The organism is Pseudomonas sp. RHF3.3-3, from assembly GCF_048069595.1.
GTDB lineage: Bacteria > Pseudomonadota > Gammaproteobacteria > Pseudomonadales > Pseudomonadaceae > Aquipseudomonas > Aquipseudomonas fuscovaginae_B.
The window spans coordinates 5,161,768-5,185,802 of record NZ_CP182250.1; the positions used below are offsets into that span (position 1 = coordinate 5,161,768).

12 protein-coding genes are annotated in these 24,035 nt (G+C 66.4%); 4 read left to right on the top strand and 8 right to left on the bottom strand.

Annotation, left to right across the window (positions count from 1 at the left end):
• Positions 1-92: 92 nt before the first annotated feature.
• From ACMGT0_RS22470 to ACMGT0_RS22490, 5 genes are all read right to left on the bottom strand, one after another.
• Complete coding sequence (locus tag ACMGT0_RS22470) at positions 93-311, bottom strand: MbtH family protein (RefSeq protein ID WP_017905458.1); 219 nt, start codon at positions 309-311, stop codon at positions 93-95.
• Positions 312-394: 83 nt separating this feature from the next.
• Entirely contained in the window at positions 395-1,807 is a 1,413-nt protein-coding gene (locus ACMGT0_RS22475) for an aspartate aminotransferase family protein (protein WP_054060511.1), read from the bottom strand.
• A gap of 212 nt (positions 1,808-2,019) precedes the next feature.
• On the bottom strand, positions 2,020-2,496 hold the full coding sequence (locus ACMGT0_RS22480; RefSeq protein ID WP_054060512.1) for a GNAT family N-acetyltransferase: 477 nt from the start codon (positions 2,494-2,496) through the stop codon (positions 2,020-2,022).
• A gap of 98 nt (positions 2,497-2,594) precedes the next feature.
• Positions 2,595-3,920 carry a sensor histidine kinase gene (locus ACMGT0_RS22485; RefSeq protein WP_192842781.1) on the bottom strand — a complete coding sequence of 442 codons (1,326 nt, stop codon included), beginning with the start codon at positions 3,918-3,920 and terminating at the stop codon, positions 2,595-2,597.
• Positions 3,917-4,591: a response regulator transcription factor gene (locus ACMGT0_RS22490; RefSeq protein WP_054060514.1), complete on the bottom strand. Its 675-nt coding sequence runs from the start codon at positions 4,589-4,591 to the stop codon at positions 3,917-3,919. Before ACMGT0_RS22490 ends, ACMGT0_RS22485 begins: the two co-directional genes overlap by 4 nt.
• Before the next feature lie 180 nt (positions 4,592-4,771).
• On the opposite strand from ACMGT0_RS22490, the gene dsbD reads away from it, so the two are divergent.
• The 3 genes from dsbD to dsbG are packed head-to-tail and all read left to right on the top strand — an operon-like array spanning position 4,772 to position 8,144.
• The gene (gene dsbD, locus ACMGT0_RS22495) at positions 4,772-6,523 is read left to right on the top strand and encodes a protein-disulfide reductase DsbD (RefSeq protein WP_416769851.1); all 1,752 of its coding nucleotides are present in this window, start codon (positions 4,772-4,774) and stop codon (positions 6,521-6,523) included.
• Positions 6,523-7,392 carry a TlpA disulfide reductase family protein gene (locus tag ACMGT0_RS22500; protein WP_054062870.1) on the top strand — a complete coding sequence of 290 codons (870 nt, stop codon included), beginning with the start codon at positions 6,523-6,525 and terminating at the stop codon, positions 7,390-7,392. Before dsbD ends, ACMGT0_RS22500 begins: the two co-directional genes overlap by 1 nt.
• Positions 7,368-8,144 carry a thiol:disulfide interchange protein DsbG gene (gene dsbG, locus ACMGT0_RS22505; RefSeq protein WP_054060501.1) on the top strand — a complete coding sequence of 259 codons (777 nt, stop codon included), beginning with the start codon at positions 7,368-7,370 and terminating at the stop codon, positions 8,142-8,144. Before ACMGT0_RS22500 ends, dsbG begins: the two co-directional genes overlap by 25 nt.
• 209 nt (positions 8,145-8,353) lie before the next feature.
• On the opposite strand, the gene ACMGT0_RS22510 is transcribed toward dsbG, so the two are convergent.
• Positions 8,354-21,367, bottom strand: a complete 13,014-nt coding sequence (locus tag ACMGT0_RS22510) for a non-ribosomal peptide synthetase (RefSeq protein WP_416769853.1) — start codon at positions 21,365-21,367, stop codon at positions 8,354-8,356.
• A 211-nt stretch (positions 21,368-21,578) separates the two neighbouring features.
• On the bottom strand, positions 21,579-22,337 hold the full coding sequence (locus ACMGT0_RS22515; RefSeq protein ID WP_054062873.1) for a thioesterase II family protein: 759 nt from the start codon (positions 22,335-22,337) through the stop codon (positions 21,579-21,581).
• 306 nt (positions 22,338-22,643) lie between these two features.
• Between ACMGT0_RS22515 and ACMGT0_RS22520 the strand changes: the two genes are divergently transcribed.
• Positions 22,644-23,192, top strand: a complete 549-nt coding sequence (locus ACMGT0_RS22520; RefSeq protein ID WP_054057587.1) for an RNA polymerase factor sigma-70 — start codon at positions 22,644-22,646, stop codon at positions 23,190-23,192.
• A 33-nt stretch (positions 23,193-23,225) separates the two neighbouring features.
• Here the strand turns inward: ACMGT0_RS22520 and ACMGT0_RS22525 are convergent, their stop codons facing one another.
• Positions 23,226-23,978 (bottom strand): substrate-binding periplasmic protein, encoded by a 753-nt coding sequence (locus ACMGT0_RS22525; RefSeq protein ID WP_192842677.1) that lies wholly within the window; start codon positions 23,976-23,978, stop codon positions 23,226-23,228.
• Positions 23,979-24,035 lie beyond the last annotated feature (57 nt).

Here is a 24,035-nt window from a genome sequence, read left to right on the forward strand (position 1 = left end):
GTAGGAGCCGGGCTTGCCCGCGAATGGGCCAGTTCACGCACCCAACAAAAAAGGCACCTTCACCGGTGCCTTTCCTTTTTCGAGGGTGGCAATCAGGCCACCTGGGCGTCCATCTTCTGGCGCAGGCTCAAGGGCCGCATGTCCGTCCAGACTTCCTCGATGTAGGCCAGGCACTCCTTCTTGAAGCCGCTCTTGCCCACGGCTCGCCAGCCATTGGGGATCGCCTTGTAGTCCGGCCAGATCGAATACTGCTCCTCGTGGTTGACCACCACCTGAAAGACGATGTCATCGCGGTCGAATACTGAAGTCATTGCGGTTCTCCATGAGAGTGGGTTGAGGCCGCGCCAGTTGCGTGGCACTCGTGTAGTTGAAGACGTTCGGCCCCGGTAAAAAATTAGAGCTGGAGCAGAGCGGCCTCCAGGGCCTGCCCGAAGATCCGGGCCACTTCGTCGACCTGCGCGGCAGTGATCACCAGCGGCGGCAGGAAACGCACCACCCCGCCATGCCGCCCGCCCAGTTCGAGAATCAGGCCACGCCTGAGGCACTCACGCTGAAGCAACGGCGCCAGGCGCGGCAAGGCCGGTGGGTGCCCCTGGGCATCCGGGGTGCCATCCGGATCGACCAGTTCGACCCCCATCATCAGCCCGCGTCCACGAATATCCCCCAGGTGCGGGAAATCGCGCTGCAACAGGCGCAGATGCTCGCCCAGGCGCTCACCCATGGCCGCCGCGTGAGCCGGCAGATCATGCTCCTTGAGATAACGCATCACCGCGGAACCTGCGGCCATGGCCATCTGGTTGCCACGGAACGTCCCGGCATGGGCACCGGGTGCCCAGGTGTCGAGCCAGTCACGGTAGACCATCACCGCCAGCGGCAGGCTACCGCCGATGGCCTTGGACATCACTACCACGTCCGGAACGATACCGGCATGTTCGAAGGCGAACATCTTGCCGGTACGTCCGAATCCGCTCTGGATCTCGTCGACGATCAGCGCCACGCCGGCCTTCTCGGTGATCCGACGCAGGCCGCGCAGCCAGTCGAGGTCCGCCGGGATCATGCCACCCTCGCCCTGCACCGCTTCGACGATGATCGCCGCCGGCAGTTGCACGCCACCCTCGGGATCGTTCAGCAGGTTCTCCAGGTAATGCAGGTTGACCTTGACCCCGGCCGCACCACCGAGGCCGAACGGACAGCGGTAGTCGTACGGATAAGGCAGGAACTGCACACCGTTACCCAGCAGCGCACCCAGCGGTTTCTTCGGGCCCAGGCTGCCCATCAGGCTCAGCGCGCCCTGGCTCATGCCGTGGTAGGCGCCCTGGAACGACAGCACGGTACTGCGCCCGGTGGCGGTACGTACCAGCTTGAGGGCGGCTTCCACCGCATCGGTACCGGTCGGACCGCAGAACTGGATCTTCGCTTCCCTGGCCAGGGCTTCGGGCAGCAGGCCGAACAGGTCCTGGACGAACTGGTCCTTGACCGGCGTGGTGAGGTCGAGGGTGTGCAGGGGCAGTTCATCGGCCAGCACCTGCTGGATCGCCTCGATCACCACCGGATGGTTGTGCCCCAGCGCCAGGGTGCCGGCACCCGCCAGGCAATCGATGAAACGACGGCCTTCGACATCCTCGACATACAGGCCCTTGGCCCGCTTGAGTGCCAGGGGAATGCGCCGCGGGTAGCTGCGCGCATTGGACTCCTGGCGGCTCTGCCGGGCCAGCAGCGGCGATTCGTCGAACTGGTAGAGTGTTTCCGCCGTGGGCTGGTCGGCATGGACCGGCGGCTTTTCGATAAGGCTGGTAGCGACTGACATCTCTCGATCCCTCAATACGCGGGTGGGGTGGCCAAAACCTTGATCCGCGCGCGGACACGTGCGCGCGGATTGCATGTTCTGGAAACGCACCAGCGAGGCAGGGATTTACACCTGCCGGGGGATTTTTGAGTGGGTCGAAGCAGCGTCTGGGGGAGATATCCTGCCTCGGGTTGCTGCTGGCCTGTTCTCGAATAAATCCGCGAACAGGCCCCTCAAACCAGCGGCTTGCACATGGGAATCGCGGTCAGCCCCATGGCACTGAACGCCCGCTCCGTCTGCCGATACCCCAGTTGCCGGTAGAAACCCTCGGCGGTCAGGGTGCTGTTGAGCCATGCCGTGCCATGCCCTGTCGTCGCCAGCCAGGCTTCGAGCCCGGCCACCAGCGCCCGTCCGACGCCACGCCGAAACCATTCCGGCTGCACGTAGCACAACAGGATGCGCCCATCGTCACGCGCCATGCCCACGCCCGCCGGCTTGCCCCGCAGATGGGCCAGGTTCAGGTACAGGCGTGGATCGGCCAGCCAGGGCCGCACATGCCCGATACCGCGGCTGCGGGTCCAGGCCTCGACCCGCGCGGGCTCGTTGCGATGGTCAAGCGAACAGCCGATCCGGATCGAGCGCAGGAGTATCCGGCTGATGATCCCGGCATCGGCGGCGACGGCCGGGCGAATGTCGATAGCAGTGTCCATGGCGCATGACCTCAATCCGTTGAGCGACAGGCGTCAGACGATACTGCCACGGGCCACGCCCGGGCGAGCCGGGCGCGGTGACAGGATTTTTCAGGCCACTATGTGGCCTGCAGGGGCATGGTCAGTTCGACCCGCAGGCCGTCCGGCCGGCTGTCGAAATGCAGCACGCAACCGCAGCGCTGGACGATCGCCTGGACGATCGCCAGGCCCAGGCCACAACCGGTGCTCTTGCCGTTACGCCAGAAGCGCTGGGTCAGGTGCTGCAGGTCATCCTCGGCGATACCCGGACCATGGTCGCGCACCTGGAAGCGCACGCGATTGCCGGTGGTTTCCACGTTCAACTCCACCGGCGCATCCCCCGGCGTGTGGCGCAGGGCGTTGTCCAGCAGGTTGCGCAAGGCGGCAATCGACAGGGTCGACGGCATTTCCAGCGGTGCCGAGGAACAAGGCTCCTGCAGGTGCAACTCGATACGCTGCCGGTCGCCGTTGGCCGAATCCTGGATCGCCAGGCGCGCCACCTGTTCGGCGGTGCATTGCACGCCGTCGTCGAACGACAGGCTGCCTTCGACCCGGGCCAGCAGCAGCAACTGTTCCAGGGTCCGATGCAGGCGGTCGGCCCCCGCCTCGGCATGGGCCAGGGATTGGTCGCGGGCCGCGCCTTCGGTCATGCGCGCCACCTGCAGGTGGGTCTTGATCGCCGTCAGCGGACTGCGCAGCTCATGGGCGGCATCGCCGGTCAGCCGGCGTTCGCGCTCGATGGCCTTGCCGATGCGCTGCAACAGCTGGTTCTGGGTTTCCAGCAGGGGTTTCAACTCGCTGGGCAACGGATGGATCTGCAACGGCTCGAGGGAATCCGGGCTGCGTCGCTTCAGCGCGTCGCGCATGCGCTTGAGCGGCGCCAGCCCCTGGCCGAGCCCCAGCCAGAGCAGGAACAGGCAGACCAGCAGCGCAACACCCACCGGGACCGAGGCCGCCAGCAGCACCGACAGGTTCAGAGCCTCGCGCTCGACCTGACGGTCGGCGGTGGTGATGTGGATATCGCCCCGTACCAGGGTGAAGGTACGCCATGGCGCGCCATCGATCATCTGGTCATGGAAGCCGACACTGTGGGCCTCCAGGGCCTGCTCGGGGTTGTTATGGCTGCGGGCCAGCACTTCCCCCCGCAGGGAACTGACCTGGCAGGCCATGCCGCCGGTGATATTGAGCTGCTCGGAGCTGAAATGCGTGACATCGCCCCTGCCCGACATCATCGGCAACTGCTCCATCAGCCCGGCCACCATCCGTGCCGAAGCCACCAGGCGCTGGTCGAGGGAAAACATCATCTGGTGGCGCAGGTCGCTGAGCATCCAGGTCGCGGCCAGGGCCCAGATCAGGATGAACGCCGAACCGATGGTCAGGCTCAGGCGCAGCCGCAGGCTCATCATGCTTCTCCGTCACCCGCCGGCCCGAGGCGGTAGCCCAGGCCGCGTACGGTCTCGACGATGCCGTTGCCCAGCTTGCGGCGCAGATGATGGATATGCACGTTGAGAGCGTTGCTTTCCAGCTCGTCGCTGAAACCATAGACGCTGTCCTTGAGCTGCTCGCTGGACAGCACGCGGCCACGGTTGTGCAACAGCGCCTGCAACAGCGCCTGCTCGCGGCGCGAGAGGTCCACCGACTGGCCATTCAATGTGGTCACCCGGCTGCTCGGGTCGTAGCTGAGCGGGCCGTGCTCGATGAGGTTGACGCTGCGCCCGGCGACCCGGCGCAGCAGGGTCTGCAGCCGGGCGAACAGTTCACGCAGGTCGAACGGCTTGAGCAGGTAGTCGTCGGCACCGGCCTGCAGTCCGTCGACCCGGTCGGTCACCGAATCGCGGGCAGTGAGGATCAGCACCGGCAGTTCCAGCCCCTTGCTGCGCAACTGGGTCAGCAGCCGCAGGCCGTCCTCGTCGGGCAGGCCGAGATCGAGCACCATCACGTCGAACTGCGCCGCACGCAGCATCGCCCGCGCCGCGGCCGCCGTGGCGACATGCTCCACGGTCATGCCCTGGGCGGCAAGGCCGGCGACGATGCCGCTGGCAATCAACTCATCGTCTTCGCAAACCAGTACGTGCATGGGGTTACCTGTGCAAATATGTCCATTGAAACCCGGACGGATTAAGCGGCGATTATGCCGTGACTCCGTAAAGATAGTAACGTTCGCGCCCACCACAGCGACCGCTGGGGCGGGTTAATGATCGGTTAATCGCTGGCCAGCACTCTTGGCCGGACAAGCTTGTGCACCAAGGACTTTTTTATGCGTTGGGTGTTGCCCCTTTTTTTCCTGATCTTCGCCAGCCTGGCCCAGGCCGGCAACGATCCGTTCGCGGTGAAAAAGCCGGAGTTCCCCCCGGCCAATCAGGTTTTCGTCTTCAATTCGGAGAAATTGGCCTCCGGTCAGACCCGCCTGTACTGGCAGATCAGCGAGGGTTACTACCTGTATCAGAAGCGCCTGAAATTCGACGGCCTGGACCCGGGGCACCGCCCCGCGCTGCCCGAGGCCCTGGCGCACAGCGATGAATTCTTTGGCGACCAGCCGGTGTATCGCACCGAACTGGAAGTGCTGATCCCGGCCGATGCCCGTGGCAAGGTCAACGTCGGCTGGCAGGGTTGCGCCGATGCCGGGCTGTGTTACCCGCCCCAGACCCAGGTGGTCGATCTCGGCGACCTGGCGACAACACCACAGAAAGCGGCAACGTCCAGCCAGCCGGCACAAGCCCGGGACCAGTCCCTGGCCAGCAGCCTGAGCCAGCAGACGCTGGGCTGGAGCCTGCTGGCCTTCTTCGGCCTCGGCCTGCTGCTGGCCTTTACCCCCTGCACCCTGCCGATGTTGCCGATTCTCGCCGGCATCGTGGTCGGCAGCGGCGCCAGCCCACGGCGCGGTTTCGCCCTCGCCGGCAGCTATGTGCTGAGCATGGCGCTGGTCTACTCCGGCCTGGGCGTGCTCGCCGCGGTGCTCGGCGGCAACCTGCAGGCCTTCCTGCAACAGCCCTGGTTGCTGGGCAGCTTTGCCACCCTGTTCGTGGTGCTGGCCTTGCCGATGTTCGGTTTCTTCGAACTGCAGTTGCCCGGGGCCGTGCGCGACCGCCTGGAACGCGCCGGCCAGGGTCGTCGCGGCGGCAGCCTGGTCGGTGCCGGGATCATCGGCGCGCTGTCGGCGCTGCTGGTCGGTCCGTGCATGACCGCGCCGCTGGCCGGCGCCCTGCTGTACATCGCCCAGAGCGGCAACGTCCTGCTCGGCGGCCTGGTGCTGTTCAGCCTGGGCATCGGCATGGGCCTGCCACTGTTGCTGCTGGTGACCGTGGGCAATCGCTTTCTGCCCAAGCCGGGACTGTGGATGGACCGGGTCAAGGCGCTGTTCGGCTTCCTGTTCCTCGGCACCGCGATCGTGATGATTCGGCCGGTGGTGCACGAATCGCTGTGGCTCGGCCTGTGGGGTGCATTGGCGCTGGTGGTGGCCCGCTCGCTCTGGGTACTGGCACGGCAGCCCGGGCGCCTGGCGCTGTCGGCTGCCTGCCTCAGCCTGCTGCTGGGCCTGTGGGGCAGCCTGCTGGTGATCGGCGCCGCCGGTGGCGGCACTGACCTGTGGCGTCCGCTGCAGGTCTACACCGGGAGTAGCGGCCAGAGCGCGGTGAACCCTGCCAGCTTCGTCACCGTCAGCGAGCCGGCAGCGCTGCAGCGTGAACTGGACGCGGCCAAGGCCGGCGGACGGTGGACGCTGGTGGATTACTACGCCGACTGGTGCGTGTCGTGCAAGGTCATGGAGAAACAGGTGTTCGGCAAGCCCGAGGTGATCGCGGCCCTGCGCGATGTGCACCTGGTGCGCCTGGACGTGACCCACGACAACGCCGCCAGCCAGGCACTGCTGGGCCGCTTCGAAGTGCCCGGCCCGCCGACCCTGTTGTGGATCGCCCCCGATGGCAGCGAGCGCCGGGCCAGCCGCATCACCGGCGAAATCGACGCCGGCGGTTTCCTGCAGAACTGGAATAGCACACGGGATGCCCGCTAATGCTGACCCTGACCCTCGGAACCTTCGCCCTGTCGATCAACCATCTGCTGTTGCTGCTGGCCCTCGCCCTGGCGACGCTGGTTGGCTGGTGGGTGGCCAAACGCGGTGGCGACAACCCGGAGTCGGTGCTGTTCAGCCTGTTCATCCTGGGCCTGCTGGCTGCCCGTGGCAGTTTCGTGATCGCCTACTGGAGCTACTTCCGCAACGATCCGCTGCAGGTCCTCGATATCCGTGACGGCGGTTTCCTGCCCTGGCCCGGCCTGCTGGCGATCGTGCTCGGCGCCGTGGCCTGGGCCTGGCGCCGGCCGGCGCTGCGCAAGCCGCTGGGCTTCGGCCTGGGTAGCGGCCTGGCGTTCTGGCTGCTGGCGAGCTTCTCCACGACATTCTACGAGCAAGGCTCCCGCCTGCCGGCCATTACCCTGCTCAATGCCGACGGCCAGACGGTGCGTTTGAGCGACTACCAGGGCGGGCCGCTGGTGATCAACCTCTGGGCCACCTGGTGCCCACCCTGCCGCCGGGAAATGCCGGTATTGCAAAAGGCCCAGCGCGAGCGCCAGGACGTGACCTTCCTGTTCGTCAACCAGGCCGAGAGCATGCAAAGCGTGACCACCTTCCTCATGACCCAGGGCCTGAACCTCGACAACGTACTGTTCGATGGCACCGGCCAACTGGCACAAAGCGTCGGCTCCATGGCCCTGCCCACCACCCTCATGTACAACGCCGAAGGCCAACTGCTCGGCAGCCACCTGGGCGAATTGTCCGAGGCCAGCCTGGCACGCGCCCTGGAGAACTTCGGTCCGCCACACCCCAACAAGGCCGTTCCGGCCACAGCAAGGAACCCGCTATGCCCTTCCACCGCCATCTGCTGAACCTGACCCTGGGCAGCGCCATCGGCGCCCTGCTGCTGCAGGCGCCCGTCCGGGCCGAGGAACTGCCCGCGCCGATCAGGAGCATTGAAGCCAAGGGCGCCAAAATCGTCGGCAGCTTCGATGCACCCGCCGGCCTGCGCGGCTATGCCGCCCAGTACCAGAACCGTGGCATGGCCCTGTACCTGACGGCCGATGGCAAGCATGTGATCGCCGGCAACCTGTATGACGCCGACGGCAAGGACCTGAGCCAGGCGCCGCTGCAGAAACTGGTGTACGGGCCGATGTCCAGGCAGGTCTGGGGCCAGATGGAAAAGAGCAACTGGATCGAGGACGGCAAGCCGGATGCACCGCGCATCGTCTATCTGTTCAGCGACCCGAACTGCCCCTACTGCAACATGTTCTGGGAGCAGGCCCGGCCCTGGGTCGAGTCCGGCAAGGTGCAGTTGCGGCACATCATGGTCGGAATCATCCGTGAAGACAGCCCGGCCAAGGCCGCCGCGCTGTTCGCCGCCAAGGACCCGCAACAGGCCCTGCACGACCATGAGAAGGCCGGCAAGGGCAGTTCGCTCAAGCCGCTGGCGAAGATTCCGGCGGATATCCAGGCCAAGCTCGATGCCAACACGAAGCTGATGGATGAGCTGGAATTGTCGGCCACGCCGTCGATCTTCTACCTCGACGCCAATGGCGACCTGCAACAGCAACAGGGCGCGCCGTCGCCGGACAAGCTGGTGAAGATTCTCGGGCCGAAGTAACCCTGCCGGCGATATCGGCCACGGCCCCACACCTGTAGGAGCAGGGCTTGCCCGCGAAGCTCTTGGCGGCCTCGAGGGCCCTTTCGCGGGCAAGCCACGCTCCTACAGGCACGCGGGGTGCCCGAACCAGTAGTATCGATCGTTCGGGAATGCAGTCAGTTGACGCTCCCACGCAGAGCATGGGAGCGATCGGCAAGTGTCTCAGGGTTTTACAACCCCTCCAGCTCCGCCATCAGGTCGCTCAGCCGATCGACCTTCTCCTCGCTGATCCCATCGGCCTGCAAACCGTCGATATAGCCGGCCAACTCCTCCACCGTGCTGCACTCGAACATCGCCCGCAACGGCACATTGCGCTGCAGGGTCTTTTGCACCCGCGACGCGATCTGCGTGGCCAGCAGCGAATGCCCGCCCAGCTCGAAGAAGTTGTCCCGCACACCGACCCGTTCGACCTTCAGCACCTCGGCCCAGATCGCCGCCAGCGTCTGCTCCAGCTCGTTGCGCGGTGCCAGGTAGTCCTGGCCCTGCAACTGGCCGATCTCCAGCGCCGGCAACAACCTGCGGTCGAGCTTGCCGTTGGCGTTGAGCGGCAGGCGCTCCAACCATAGCCAGTGCAGCGGCACCATGTATTCCGGCAGTTCGGCGCGCAGGCGCTGCCGGATCCGGTCCAGGCAGTCGGCCTGGCCCAGCGCCGAGTCGGTCGCCACCAGGTAGCCGACCAGATGCTTGCCGTTGACGCCCTCCTGGACACCCACCGCCGCTTCGCGAACTTCCGGCTGCTCGTGCAGACGCGCCTCTATTTCCCCCAGCTCGATCCGATAACCACGGATCTTCACCTGATGGTCGATCCGGCCGACGTACTCCAGCACGCCATCGCTACGCCGACGTGCCAGGTCGCCGGTGCGGTACAGCCGCTCGCCCGGCGCACCGAACGGGTTCGGGATGAACGCCTGGGCCGTGCGCAGCGGATCGCCGACATAACCGCGACCGACACCGGTGCCGGCCACGCACAACTCACCCACCGCCCCCAGCGGTACCAGTTCATCGGCACCGTCGAGCAGGTACAGGCGGTTGTTGTCGGTCGGCGTGCCGATCGGCAGGTAGCTGCCACGGGTCGAGGCCAGATCGACGCGGAAGAACGCCACGTCGTCCGAACACTCCGCCGGGCCGTAGGCATTGACCAGCCCGACCTGTGGATAACGCAGCAGCCACTGGTGCGCCAGTTCCGGCGGCATCGCTTCGCCGGTCGGCAGCATCCAGCGCAGGCCGTCGAGGCTGATGTGGTCCAGGGCCAGCATGCCCTGGATCAGTGACGGCACGCTTTCCAGCACGGTGATCCGTTGCTGCCGGACATGCTCGAGCAACCCTTGCGGATCATGGGCAATCGCATTCGGCACGATGTCCACCCGCGCCCCGAACAGCGGTGCGGCGAGGAACTGCCAGACCGAGATGTCGAAACTCTGCGAAGCGGTCTGGGCAATCACGTCCGACGGGGCCAGTTGCAGGTACGGCACCTTGCTCAACTGGTTGTTGAGCATGCCACGCTGCTCGACCATCACGCCCTTGGGCAGGCCGGTCGAACCCGAGGTGTAGATCACGTAGGCGAGGTTGTCCGGCCCACTGTGGATGCCCGGGTTGACCAGCGGGTACGCACCCTGCTGCACGTCTTCCCAGACCAGCAGTCGTGGCCGTTCGCCGTTCAGTTCCTGTAGCAGCGCCTCGGCCTGGGCACGGCAGGCTGCCGTGCAGACCAGCAACGGCGTGCGGCTCAGCCCGATGATCCGGCTCAGGCGCTGGCTCGGCAGGCCCGGGTCCAGCGGCAGGTAGCCGGCGCCGGCCTTGAAGCTGCCGACGATCATTCCCAGCAGATCCAGACCGCGCTCGGCCAGCAGCGCCACCGGCTGGTCGACCACGACCCCGGCGGCCACCAGGGCATGGCCCAGGCGGTTGGCGGCCTGGTTCAACTGCTCGTAGCTGAGCTGCCGGTCGAGACAGGTCGCGGCAATGCGTTGCGGGTGCGCGGCGACCTGCGCCTCGAACAACGCCACATAGCTGTGCTCCAACGGGTACTCACGGGCACTCTGGTTGCAACCCTCGAGCAGGAACTCGCGCTCCTCGGCCCCCACCAGCGGCAACTCGTCCATGTCGCCATGGAAACCCTCCACCAGCGCCAGCAGCAGGCGCTTGAACTCGCCCAGCAGGCGTTCGACGCTTTCGGCTTCGAAGTAACGCTGGTCGTAGGACAGGTGCAGCCCCAGGTCGTCGCCCGGGTAGCAGACCGCGGTCAACGGGAAGTTGGTGTGGGTACGCCCCGAGTCCGAGGTGGCGTTGAGGCTCTGCGCCCGGTCCAGCACCGAGACTTCCACCGGCGCGTTCTCGAACACGAACAGGCTGTCGAACAGCGGCTGGCCCTTGGGCAGCTCGCTCTGCTCCTGGATGGTCACCAGCGGCAGGTACTCGTACTCGCGCAACTCCATGTTGCGCTCCAGCAGTCCGTGCAACCAGTCGCGCACGCTGCAGCCGGCACCCTCCTCCGGCAACTTCACCCGCAGCGCGATGCTGTTGATGAACAGGCCGACGGTGCGCTGCATCTGCGGCATCTCCACCGGACGCCCGGCCACGGTGACGCCGAACAGTACGTCGCGATCGCCGCTGAACCGGCGCAGGACCAGGGCCCAGGCCGCCTGGGCGAAGGTGTTGACTGTCAACTGGTGCTGCTGCGCCAGTTCCCGCAGGCGCGCACCGTCACGCGGGTCGAGACGGGTGTAGCGGTCGCCCACCACCATGCCGCCGCTGTCGCCGGCGTGTTCACGCAGGAACGGTCGGTCGCTCGGGATCGGGGTGGCACGCTCGAAGCCCTGCAGGTTGCCTTTCCACCAGCGCCGGGCCTCGGCCAGGTCGCGGCGCTGCAGCCAGCCGATGTAGTCGCGGTAGCGCGGCGGCGGTGCCAACTGCGCTTCACGACCTTCGCCCAGGGCGGTATAGATCTCGAAGAAGTCGTTCATCAGCAGCGAACGGCACCAGGCATCGATCAGGATATGGTGGTTGCTCATCATGAACCAGTAGCGCGCCTCCCCGACCTTGATCAGGCGCAGGTGGAACGGCGCCTCGCGCAGCAGATCGAAACCGGCCTCGCGTTCGGTCTTGAGCAGATGTTGCAGACGAGGTTCCTGTTGCTCCTCGGCCTCGGCACTCCAGTCCAGGTATTCGAACGGCGTGCCGCCGGGCTTGTGGATAACCTGCAGCATGTCCTCGCCGACGTTCCAGCAGAACGACGCACGCAAGGCTTCATGGCGGGCGATCACCGCCTGCCAGGCCTGGGCGAAACGCTGCGGGTCGAGTTCGCTGTTGATCCGGTAGCGGTCCTGCATGTAGTACAGGCCGGTCCCCGGCTCCAGCAGGGTGTGCAGCAGCAGGCCTTCCTGCATCGGCGTCAGCGGGTAGACGTCCTCGATCTGCGCGGCGGCCACCGGCAGCGTATCCAACTGCGCCTGGGTCAGGCGGGCCAGCGGGAAGTCGGACGGAGTCAGGCCGCCGGCGTCGTCGCGCAGGCAGTGTTCGACCAGGCTGCCCAGTTCGCCCAGGTAGGCCTCGGCCAGTTCGGCGATGGTCGTATTGTCGAAGCGCTCGCGGCTGAAGGTCCAGCGCAGCACCAGCTCACCGCCGTAGACCTGGCTGTCGATGCTCAGTTCGTTGGGCAGGGGTGCCTCGGCGCCATGGGCTTCGCCCGCCGACTCTTCCAGCGGCCGGAACAGCGCCTCGTCGCCAAAACTCTGGTCGAACTGTCCCAGGTAGTTGAAAGTGACTGGCGCCAGCGGCAGGCTCGCCATCGCCTCACGCAGCGACGGCTCGGCCAGGTAGCGTAGCACGCCGTAGCCCAGGCCCTTGTGCGGCACGCCGCGCAGTTGCTCCTTGATCGCCTTGATCGAGTCGCCCTGCCCGGCCGCTTCCTCGATGTTCAGCGGCGTCAGGCGCACCGGGTAGGCGCTGGTGAACCAGCCGACGGTGCGGGTCAGATCGATCTCGTCGAACAGGGTCTCGCGGCCGTGGCCTTCCAGTTGTACCAGGGCCGACGGCTGGCCGGTCCAGCGGCAGATCACCCGCGCCAGGGCGGTCAGCAGCAGGTCGTTGACCTGGGTACGGTAGGCGCTCGGTGCCTGTTGCAGCAGGGCCCGGGTGCGCGTCGCATCGAGACGCACGCTGACGGTTTCGGCATGTCGATTCTGCCGGCCGCCCTCAGGGCGTTCGCACGGCAGGTCGAGGGCCGGACCGGCCAATTGCGCCTGCCACAGCGCCAACTCCTCACGCAGCGATTCACTGCCGGCATAAGCCTGCAGGCGGTTCGCCCAGTCGCGCAGGGAGCTGGTTTTCGCCGGCAGTTGCACCGCTTCGCCAGCCAGTACCTGGCGGTAGGCGTTCTGCAGGTCTTCCAGCAGCACGCGCCAGGACACACCGTCGACCACCAGGTGGTGAATCGCCAGGAGCAGACGTTGCTTGCCCTGCGGGCCATCCACCAGCAACGCGCGCAGCAGCGGCCCGTGTTGCAGATCGAGACTGCGTTGTGCCTCGGTGAACAGTGCCGTGCACTGACTCAGCGCCGTGACCTGCACCTGTTGCAGCAGAGTGGCCTGGTCCGGCACGCGGTATTCGGCACGCCATTGGCCCGCCTCGACGGTGAAGCCCAGGCGCAGCGCGTCATGATGCTCCAGCAGGGCCGCCAGGGCCTGCTCCAGGGCACGGGGTTCGAGGGCACGGACCGGCTCCAGCACCAGCGCCTGGTTCCAGTGCTGGCGTTCGGGGATGTCGCTGTCGAGGAACCAGTGCTGGATCGGCGTCAGGCTCGACTCGCCGCCGAGCAGGCCCTGTTCGGCCGTGATGCGCTCGCTGTAGGTCGCCACCGCCGCCAGGCTTTGCACGGTCTGGTGCTGGAACAGATCGCGTGGGCTGAAGTGAATGCCCAGTTGCCGCGCACGGCTGACCACCTGGATCGACAGGATCGAGTCGCCGCCCAGTTCGAAGAAGTTGTCGTTCAGGCCGACCTGGCCGACGTTCAGCACCTCGCGCCAGATGCCGGCCAGGTGTTGCTCCAGCTCGTTGCTCGGCGCCACGTACTGCTGGCGGTTCAGCTCGGGGTCCGGTGCTGGCAGTGCCCGACGGTCGAGCTTGCCGTTGGCGGTCAGCGGCATGCTTTCCAGCAGGATCAGGTGCGTCGGCACCATGTAGTCCGGCAACTGGCTCTTGAGGTGCGCCTTGAGCGCTTCGCGCAGTTGCAGCTGTTGCGCATCATCCAGCGCCGCAACGTCGCTGACCAGGTAGGCGGCCAGTTGCCTGCCGCCCGGCGCGTCCAGCGCCAGCACCACCGCCTCGCGAATCGCCGCGTGCTCCAGCAGGCGGTTTTCGATTTCCCCCAGCTCGATACGGAAACCACGGATCTTCACCTGATGGTCGATCCGGCCCATGTATTCCACCAGGCCATCGGCCCGCTGGCGCACCAGGTCACCGGTGCGATACAGGCGCGCGCCCTCGGCACCGAACGGATCGGCGACGAAACGCTCGGCGGTGATCGCCGGACGCTGGTGATAACCGACGGCCAGGCCGGCCCCGCCCACATACAGTTCACCGGTGGCCCCCTGCGGGACCAGGGCCAGGTCGGCGTCGAGGATGTACGCCACCCGCGCACCGACCACCGTACCGATCGGCACGCTGCCCGCGCCCTCTTCCAACTGCTGCGGTGCCAGACTGGCCAGTGGCATGACCACGGTCTCGGTCGGCCCGTAGGCGTTGAAAAACAGGCTCGGCTGGAACGCCGCGCGAATGCGTTGCAGGTGTTCGCCGGTCAGCGCCTCGCCGCCGGTGATGCACATGCGTACCGGCAGGATCTGCCCCTGGGTCGCCAGCCACTGGGCCAGTTGGCTGCCGTAGCTCGGGGTGAAACCGAGGATGTTGACCTGCTGCTGGCGGATCAGTTGGCAGATTTCCTCGGCATCCCACTGGCCCTGGGCCCGCAGCACCACCCGGGCGCCACTGAGCAGCGGCACCAGCAGGCGCTCGGTGGCGGCGTCGAAGTTGATCGAATAGAAATGCAGTTCGCAGTCGTCCGGTTGCATGTCGAAACGACGAATCACCGCCTGGCAGTGCATGGCGATTTCGCCATGGGATACCACCACGCCCTTGGGCTTGCCGGTGGAGCCGGAGGTGTAGATCAGGTAGGCCTGGTGCTGCGGCAGGCTGATGAACGGTGGTTCCTCGGCCGGATAGCCGGCCAACGCCGGGCCATCCTGCTCCAGGCACCACTGCGCGACACCGGCCGGCAGCGGCCCCAGGGCCTCCAGCAGCGCACGGTGGCTCAACAGCAGGCCGACGCCGCTGTCCGCGATCATGTAGTGCAGGCGGTCCAGCGGGTATTCCGGGTCCAGCGGCACATAGGCGCCACCGGCCTTGAGGATCGCCAGCAGGCCGACCACCATCTCCAGCGAGCGCTCCAGCGCCAGGCCGACCCGCACCTGTGGGCCTACGCCTTGCTCACGCAGGCGCCAGGCCAGGCGGTTGGCCTGGGCATTGAGCTCGGCATAGCTGAGGGTCTGGCCGGCAAAAGTCAGTGCCGGCGCGTCGGGACGAGCCTCGGCCTGTTGCCGGAACAACTGATGGATGCACTGGTCGAGCCGCTGCTCGCCGGCTTCCGCCCCCAGGCTGGCGAACAGCGCCTGCTGCTCGTCGGCCTGCAACAGCGGCAACTCGCTCAGGCGCTGCTGCGGGTCACCGATCAGCGCCTCCAGCAGGTTGCGCCAGTGGGCGGCCATGCGGGCAATGCGCGGCTCGTCGAACAGGTCGGTGCTGTAGGTCAGGCAGCAGCCCAGGCGATGGTCGAGGTCGGTGACTTCCAGGTTGAGGTCGAACTTGGTCGCCCGGGCATCGTTGACCAGGTACTCGACGCGCATCTCGCCCAGGGTCCGGCTCTGCTGGAACTCCCAGCGCTGGACGTTGCACATCACCTGGAACAGCGGGTTGTAGGCGGCACTGCGCGGCGGCTGCAGGGCCTCCACCAGGTGGTCGAACGGCAGGTCCTGGTGGGACTGGCCTTCGATCACGGTGTGCCGGACCTGTTCGAGCAACTCGCCGACGCTCATCTGCCCGTCGAGCTGGCAGCGCAGCACCTGGGTGTTGAGGAAGGCGCCGATCAGCCCTTCGCTTTCCGGACGGATGCGGTTGGCCACCGGCGCGCCGATGCGCAGGTCAGTCTGGCCGCTGTAGCGGTAGAGCAGCACCGACAGCGCAGCGGTCATGGTCATGAACAGGGTCAGACCCTGCTGCGTGTTGAAGGCACGTACCCGGGCGGCCAGCTCGTCGCTGAGGTCGAAGCGGTACAGCTCGCCACGGTGGCTTTGCACTGGCGGCCGTGGGCGGTCGCTCGGCAGTTCGAGCAGCGGGTGTTCGTTGCCCAGTTGCGCAGTCCAGTAGTCCAGCTGACGCTGGCGCTCGCCGGACTCCAGCCACTGCCGTTGCCAGACGCTGTAGTCCAGGTACTGCACCGGCAACGGTGGCAGCGGCGACGGGCGTTGGTCGATGAAGGCCTCGTAGAGCGCGCTCAGTTCACGGGCGAAGATGTCCATCGCCCAGCCTTCGGTGACGATATGGTGCAGGGTCAGGACGAAGTAGTGCTCCTGCTCTGCGGCCTTGACCAGGCAGGCCCGCAGCAGCGGCCCGGTCTCCAGGTTGAACGGCTGATGCGCCTCGCTGTCGGCCAGCTGTTGCAGGCGTTGCTCACGCGCTTCACGGTCGAGGGCGGAGAAGTCCTTCCAGGCCAGGCGTACCGCGGTTTCGGCCGAAACCTGCTGGTGGGCCACACCGTTGCGGCTCGGGAAGGTGGTGCGCAGGGTTTCATGGCGCTGGATCAGCGCCTGCAACGCGGCCTCGAAGCAGGCAACATTGAGCACGCCGGTGAAGCGCGCCATGCCGCCAACGTTGTAGGCCGGGCTGTCCGGCTCCATCTGCCAGAGGAACCACATGCGTTGCTGGGAGTAGGACAGCGGCACCGTCTGGCTGCGATCGACCAGGCCGATGGCCGCCTGCTGGTTGCGGCGGCCGGATGCCTGGAGCTGTTGCACCTGCTCGGCGAACGCGCCCAACTCCGGTGCCTCGAACAGCACCCGCAGCGGCAGCTCGACATCGCAGGCCTGGCGGGTACGGGAAATGATCTGGGTGGCCAGTAGCGAATGACCGCCAAGGGCAAAAAAATCGTCGCCCAGACCGACCTGCGGCTGGCCCAGCACTTCGCGCCAGATCGCAGCGATCTGCTGCTGCAGCGCAGTCACCGGTTCGATGTGTTCGCGCACCTGCCACTGCGGTTCCGGCAGGGCCTTGCGGTCCAGCTTGCCGCTGGGGCTCAGGGGCATTTCATCCAGGCGCAGCAGTTGCGCCGGCACCATGTACTCCGGCAGTTCGGCGGCCAGGGCAGCCTTGAGCGCAGCACTCTGCTGCTGTTCAGCCACCCTGCTGCCCGGGCTGGTGTAGTAGCCGATCAGTTGGGCACCGGCCAGCGTGTCGCGTACCAGCACCACGGCCTGGGTCACGCCTTCCAGCGCCAGCAGGCGCGCCTCGATTTCCTCGGGCTCGACACGGAAACCGCGCAGCTTGACCTGCTGGTCGAGGCGGCCGAGGTATTCCAGCACGCCATCGGCGGCCCAGCGCGCGCGGTCGCCGGTGCGGTACAGGCGTTCGCCGGCAGCGCCCAGCGGGTCGGCGACGAAACGCTCGGCGGTCAGCCCGGCGCGACCCAGGTAGCCACGGGCCAGGCCGATCCCGCCGATGCACAGTTCTCCCGGCACACCGTTGGGCAGCGGATTCAGTTCGGCATCGAGCACCCGGCAGGTCACGTTGCCCAGCGGCCGGCCGATCGGCGAACGCTCGCCATCGCTCGCCTGGCAGTGCCAGTGAGTGACGTTGATCGCGGTTTCGGTCGGGCCATAGCGGTTGTGCAGTTGAACCTGTGGCAACTGCTCCAGTACCCGGTTGCGCAGCTCGGCCGGCAGCGCCTCGCCACCGCAGAACAGCCGGCGCAGGCTGGCGCACCGGGCCACCTGCGGCTCGTTGATGAACAGTTGCAGCAGCGGCGGCACGAAGTGCAGCGTGGTTACGCCGAAGGTCTGCACCAGTTGCGCGATGCGATAGGGATCGCGATGTTCGCCCGGGCCGGCGATGACCAGTTGGCAACCGGTGATCAGCGGCCAGAAGCACTCCCAGACCGAGACGTCGAAACTGATCGGCGCCTTCTGCATCAGCACGTCGCCGGCGTCCAGGGCGTAGGTCGCCTGCATCCATTGCAGGCGCTCGGCCAATGCCGCGTGGGTATTGCCGACGCCCTTGGGCTGGCCGGTGGAACCGGAGGTGTAGATCACGTAGGCGAGGTTGTCGCCGTGCAGGTGCAGGCCCGGCGCCTGGCTCGGCCAGTTGTCGAGCTTGAGCAGGTCCATCGCCACCGCGCTGACACCCGCCGCCACCGGCAGGCTGTCAAGCAGGTGGCTCTGGGTCAGCAGCAGTTCGGCGCCGCTGTCGACGAGCATGTAGGCCAGGCGCTCGCGCGGGTAGTCCGGGTCCAGCGGCACATAGGCTCCGCCGGCCTTGATGATCGCCAGCAGGCCGATCAGCAGTTGCGGCGAACGCTCGGCGGCGATGGCCACCCGCACATCCGGGCCGACGCCCTTGTCGCGAAGGTAGTGGGCCAGCCGGTTGGCCTGGGCATGCAGTTCGGCGAAGTCGAGGCGGCCTCCGTCCCAGACCAGGGCGGTACGCTGCGGGGTCAGTTGTGCCTGGCGGTTGAGCAGTTCCGGCAGCCACTCGCCGGCCGGGGTGCAGGGAGCGACACCCCACGCGGCCTGCTGCTCACGCTCAGTGGCGGTCAACAGTTGCAGGTCACCGATAGCCTGCTCCGGCTGGCGGGTGACCTGTTGCAGCAGGCTGACAAAATGCTCGGCCAGACGGGCGATGGTCGCCTCGTCGAACAACTCGTCGGCGTAGTCGAAGGCCAGGCTCAGGCGGCCGCTGCGATCTTCCTCGCTGTGCAGTTGCAGGTCGAACTTGGCTTCGCGGCTGTGCCACGGCAACTCGTCGGCGAGCAGCCCCGGCAACCGACGCAAGGCGCCCAGGTCGCGCTGCTGGTGGTTGAACATGACCTGGAACAGGCCCTGCTCGCGCGCCTCGGGGAAGGCTTCGAGCAGTTGCTCGAACGGCAGGTCCTGGTTGGCCTGGGCGTCGAGGGTGGCCTGGCGGGTCTGCGCCAGCAGTTCGACGAACGGCAACCGCGCCTCCAGCCCGGCGCGCAGTACCAGGGTATTGATGAAGAAACCGATCAGGCCCTGGGTTTCCAGGCGCGGACGGTTGGCGCTCGGCACACCGATGCGGATGTCGCGCTGGCCGCTGTAGCGGAACAGCAGGCTCTGGAACGCCGACAGCAGCAGCATGAACGGCGTCGACTCGCAGGCCTGGGCGGTCTGGCGCACCGCCGCGCTGAGGGCGGCATCCAGGCGCAGGTTCAGGCGCGCTGCACTGTGACGCTTCTGTGCCGAACGCGGGTGGTCGGTAGCCAGGTCGAGGCGCGGCAACTCACCGTCCAGTTGCTCTTTCCAGTACGCCAGTTGCCGCCGGCTTTCGCCCTGGGCCAGCCACTGGCGCTGCCAACTGCCATAGTCGGCGTATTGCAACGGCAACGGGGCCAGTTCGGCCACCTGGCCCTGGGCAGCGGCCGCGTACAGTCGGGCAAATTCGTCAATCAGGATATTCAGCGACCAGCCGTCGGCGATGATGTGGTGCATCGTCACCAGCAACTGGTGCTCCTGGTCGTCCAGGCGAACCAGGGTCACCCACAACAGCGGGCCCTTCTCCAGGTCGAATTGGGTACGCGCCGCATCCTCGCGGATCTGCCGGGCGCGGGCCTCGCGCTGGTCCGTCGGCAGGTCGCCGAGGTCGATCAGTTGCAGGTCGAACGCGGCGCTGGCGTCGATGCGCTGCATGGCCTGGCCATCGCGCTCGTAGAAGCGGGTACGCAGGGATTCATGGCGCTCGATCAGGCGTTCGAAGCTGTTGCGCAGCGCCGCCTCATCCAGCTCGCCACGCAGGCGCAGGGCACCGGGAATGGTGTAGGCGCTGCTCTGCGGGTCCAGTTGCCAGAGGAACCACAGGCGGTTCTGCGCCAGGGACTGCGGCAGCTCCTGGCTGCGCGACAGTTGCACGATGGTACCTTGGGCCGCGCCGCCATCCTGTTGCTGGCGGGCCACCTGGGCGGCAAAGGCCCCCAGGGTCGGCGCCTCGAACAGCAGGCGCAGGTTCAGCTCGATGCCCAGCGCTTCACGCAGGCGAGCGACCACCTGGGTGGCGAGGATCGAGTTGCCGCCCAGCAGGAAGAAATGGTCGTCGGCCGCGACCTTGTCCACTTGCAGCTGTTCCTGCCAGATCCGCCCGATGAGCGCCTGCAGCTCATCGACCACGGTCTCGGAAACTTCATCCGACGCAGCAGTCTGGTCGGGAAACAGTGCGTAGCTGTCGAGGCTGCCGTCAGCCAGCCGGTTGCGGCAGGCCGAACGCTGTAGCTTGCCACTGGAGGTTTTCGGCAAGGCGCCCGGATTGAGCAGGACCACCACACTCGGCGCTTCCTGGTAGGCCTCGGCCACCGCCTGACGGATGAGCTTGATCAACGCGTCGGCGGGCAGGATCTTCTGCACGCTGCGGCTGATTTCCGCGGCGATGCCGATGCCGTCCTGGCCATCGCGGGTCACGGCAAAGGCGGCGACGCGGCCCTTGCGCACCACGTCCACCTCACGTTCGATGGTCTGCTCGATGTCCTGCGGGTACAGGTTGTGCCCACGCACGATCAGCATGTCCTTCAGGCGTCCGGTGATGAACAGCTCGCCCTCGCGCATGAAGCCAAGGTCACCGGTGCGCAGCCAGGTCCGCCCCTCGTGCTGGACGAAGGTCTTGGCCGAGGCCTCGGGGTTGCGCCAGTAGCCGTGGGCGATACTCGGGCCGGCGGCCCAGACTTCGCCGACGGCGTTTTCGCCGAGCACCTGCAGGCTGGCCGGTTCGACCACCCGCACCGCATGCTCGGGCTGGCTGGTGCCGCAACTCATGATCGGGCTGCCATCGCCCGGCTGCGCACGGTTCTGCGCCAGCGCCGCTTCATCGACCCGCAGCGCGGGAATGCCCTGGCCACGCTGGCCACCGGCGACGAACAGGGTGGCTTCGGCCAGGCCGTAGGAAGCGAAGTAGCTCTGCTCGCTGAAACCACAGGGGGCGAACTTCTCGGCGAAACGCTCCAGGGTATCGAGGCGGATCGGCTCGGACCCGGAATAGGCCACCCGCCAGCCGCTGAGGTCGAGCCGCGCCAGCGCGGTTTCGCTGACCCGCTCGCTGCACAGGCGGTAGGCGAAGTCCGGGCCGCCGCTGATGGTGCCGCCGTATTCACTGATCGCCTCCAGCCAGCGCAGCGGTCGACCGAGGAAGTAGGCCGGCGACATCAATACGCACGGCACGCCGCTGAAGATCGGCTGCAGCAGCCCGCCAATCAGGCCCATGTCGTGATACAGCGGCAGCCAGCTGACGATCACGTCGTCGGGATTGAGGTCGATGCCGAAGCCATGGCGGATCAGCACCTCGTTGGCGACCAGGTTGCCGTGGCTGACCTGCACGCCCTTGGGCATCGCGGTGGAACCGGAGGTGTACTGCAGGAAAGCGATGTCGTCCGGCTGCACGCCGGCGTCACGCCAGTTGTCGGCCAGCGCGCTGTCGAGGGTGTCGACGCACAGCAGTCGCGGCGCATCGGCGGCCGACAGCTCGTCCATCTGCAGCAACGGTTCGCGCAGGTCGGCGCTGGTCAGCACCAGGCGCGGCTCGGCATCGGCGATGATCGACAGCAGCCGCTCCTGGTGATGACGACGGCTCGACTCCGGCGGATAGGCCGGCACGGCGATCACTCCGGCGTACAGGCAACCGAAGAACGCCGCGACATAGTCCGGGCCGCTGGGAAACAACAGGACCGCCCGATCCCCCAGTTGCGCATTGGCCTGCAGGGCGGCGGCGATGGTCCGTGCCCGCAGGTCGAGGTCGCGGTAACTGAGGACCGCGCCCTGCTCCTTGTCTTCGGCGAGAAACCGCAGCGCCAGTCGGTCCGGGGTCTGCAGTGCACGGCGCTGAAGGGCCTGGGCCAGGGTGTTGGGGAGTTCGAACGCGTCAATCATGGGGATTCCTGCCTGGAGTCGGCCAGGCTCTGTACGAAATGTATCTGCGCTCACCCAGGCTGCGTTGAAAACCGGCTCGGAGTGTTCATTGACTCCAGTCAATTGCGCTCGCCGGTTTTCGCCTTGCCTGGCCTTCACTCGAAAACATTTCCCACAGGCCCTAGCAAATGGGATTCGTGGAAAAGGCTGCGCCCGCGGCGCAGCAGGGGCGTCAGCTGGCGGCCTGGGCCAACTGGCGGGCCGCACTGTTGCGCCAGCGCGACAGGTGCCCATCGGCATAGCGGCGCAAGTGACGCAACAGGGCGGTTTCCTGATCGATCAGGTAGAAGTGGTGCCCCTCGAACATGTCCAGGGAAAAACCGGTGGTGGTTTCCACCTGCCAGTCGAGCAGTTCGTCGGTCCGCACACTGTCCTGCCTGCCGCCGAACACGTGGATCGGCATCGCCAGCGGTTCGCGGGTGCCGTACCGGAAACTGCCGCACAACAGGAAGTCGGCGCGCAGGATCGGCAGCATCAGTTGCATCAGGTCGTGGTTGGCCAGCGTCTCTTCGGTCGTCCCCTTGAGCTCGCGCAAGCGCGCCATCAGTTGCTCGTCGGTCCTGGCCTGGGCGTATTCGCTGACATCGCGCCGCGAGGGCCCGGCCGTGGCCGAAGTGAACAGCGCCAGTGGCGCCGGCAACCCACGTGAACGCAGCACGTGAGCCAGTTCGAAGGCCAGCAGGCCGCCCAGGCTATGGCCGAACAACGCATAGGGACCCTCCAGTTCCGCGGCGATTTCATCCGCCAACTGGTTGGCCAGCCGGACGATGTCGCTCTGCAGCGGTTCGTTCATGCGCATGCCGCGACCGGGCAACTCCAGCGGCCGTATCTGCAGCCACTGCGGCATATGACGGCGCCAGCGGCTGTAGACCATGGCACTGGCGCCGGAATAAGGCAGACAGAACAGGCGAAGGCTCAGGGAGGTGCTCATGCCCAGCCACCGTTGCGATTAACCATTGCGCCCTCCTCACGGGTCTCGATCCTTGACCGGGTCGCTCGCCCGGCCTGTCAACTGAGAACGGATGGCAATGGCAAATAATTAGTCCCCGGCGTTGCGCCGACGACGAGTACGTCAGGGCCGAAAAGGTGCGTCATGATCCAGTAACGCACTACGAGGCATCATTAGTTCTACTTCTCAATTGACAATCATTATCATTAAGCATAATTTGTCGCTCGATGTGTAGCCAGACGCCTACAGGCGCTCGGCCTACGACCTATTCGAAACAAGGTGATTTCCATGACGGAACAAGTATCCACAAGCAGGTGTGATTCACCGTTACTCCAGGCGTTTGTCGACAACCGCCTGATTCTGGTCAAGATCGCCGCGCGCATCACCGGCTGCCGGTCGCGCGCCGAAGACGTGGTACAGGACGCGTTTTTCCGCCTGCAGTCCGCACCGCAGATCACGTCGTCGTTCAAGGCCCAGCTCAGCTACCTGTTCCAGATCGTGCGCAACCTGGCGATCGACCACTATCGCAAGCAGGCTCTGGAACTGAAGTATGCAGGCCCGGAAGAGGAAGGCTTGAACGTGGTCATCCACGGTGCTTCGCCAGAAACCTCGCACATCAACTTCTCGACGCTGGAACACATCGCCGACGCGCTGACCGAGCTGCCGCAGCGCACCCGCTACGCGTTCGAGATGTATCGCCTGCACGGCGTGCCGCAGAAGGACATCGCCAAGGAACTGGGCGTCTCGCCAACCCTGGTGAACTTCATGATTCGCGATGCGCTGGTGCATTGCCGCAAGGTCTCGGCCCACCGCAGCGACCACCTCGCCCGGCGCTGACCCGCGCCACCACGGCCCGGGAGTCCCACCTCATCAGAGGTGGCGATTGACCGCATTGGTCGTGGGCATCACCTCGATCCGATAGGGCTGGAAGATCTTCAGCAACTCCCCATTGCCGCGCAGGCGTTCCAGCAACTGGCTGAACGCCTCTCCACTGATCGGCGCCTTCGGCCGCAACAACGCATAGTGGTGGTAGACCTGATCGATCCGGTCGGAAATCAGCAACTCCTTGGCCGTGCCCGGATTGCGGCTCAGGTAGTCGAACAGATACGAGCGCGTCACCAGTGCGATGTCCGCGCGCCCGCGCAACACCATCAACAGGTTGCTGTCGTGCGAGTAGGTCAACGTCGCATTGTAGGTCTCGGCCAGGTACTTGGGATCGGCATTGAACTGCGCGAACTCGTAGTGATAGCCACTGAACAACGCCAGCCGCTTGCCCTTGAGATCGGCGAAATAGCCCTGGCCGCGATCCGGCCTGCGCTGGGCGACGAACACCTCGGCATCCTCCAGCCCCATGTCGACATTGACATGGGCGATGTCCTTCCAGCCCCACTCCGGATTCTCGAAGATCGCCATGTCGGTGCGGCCATCCTCGAAATCGCGAAAGCGCCGGGGAATCGAGGTCGGCACCAGCACGAAGTGATAGTCACTCTGCAGGGCATTGAGGGCTTCGGCCAGAAGTGGCAGCGCGCCAGTATCGACGCCCTGCTCAGGTCGAATGGTATAGGGAGGGAAGTGGGCGGCGCCGATCCTGACTTCCTGCGCCGCCGAGACCGGCTGGACCATCAGCAAGCCCAGCGCCAACCCTAGAACCCGGAACGCCGTCCGTACTGGCGAAAGCTT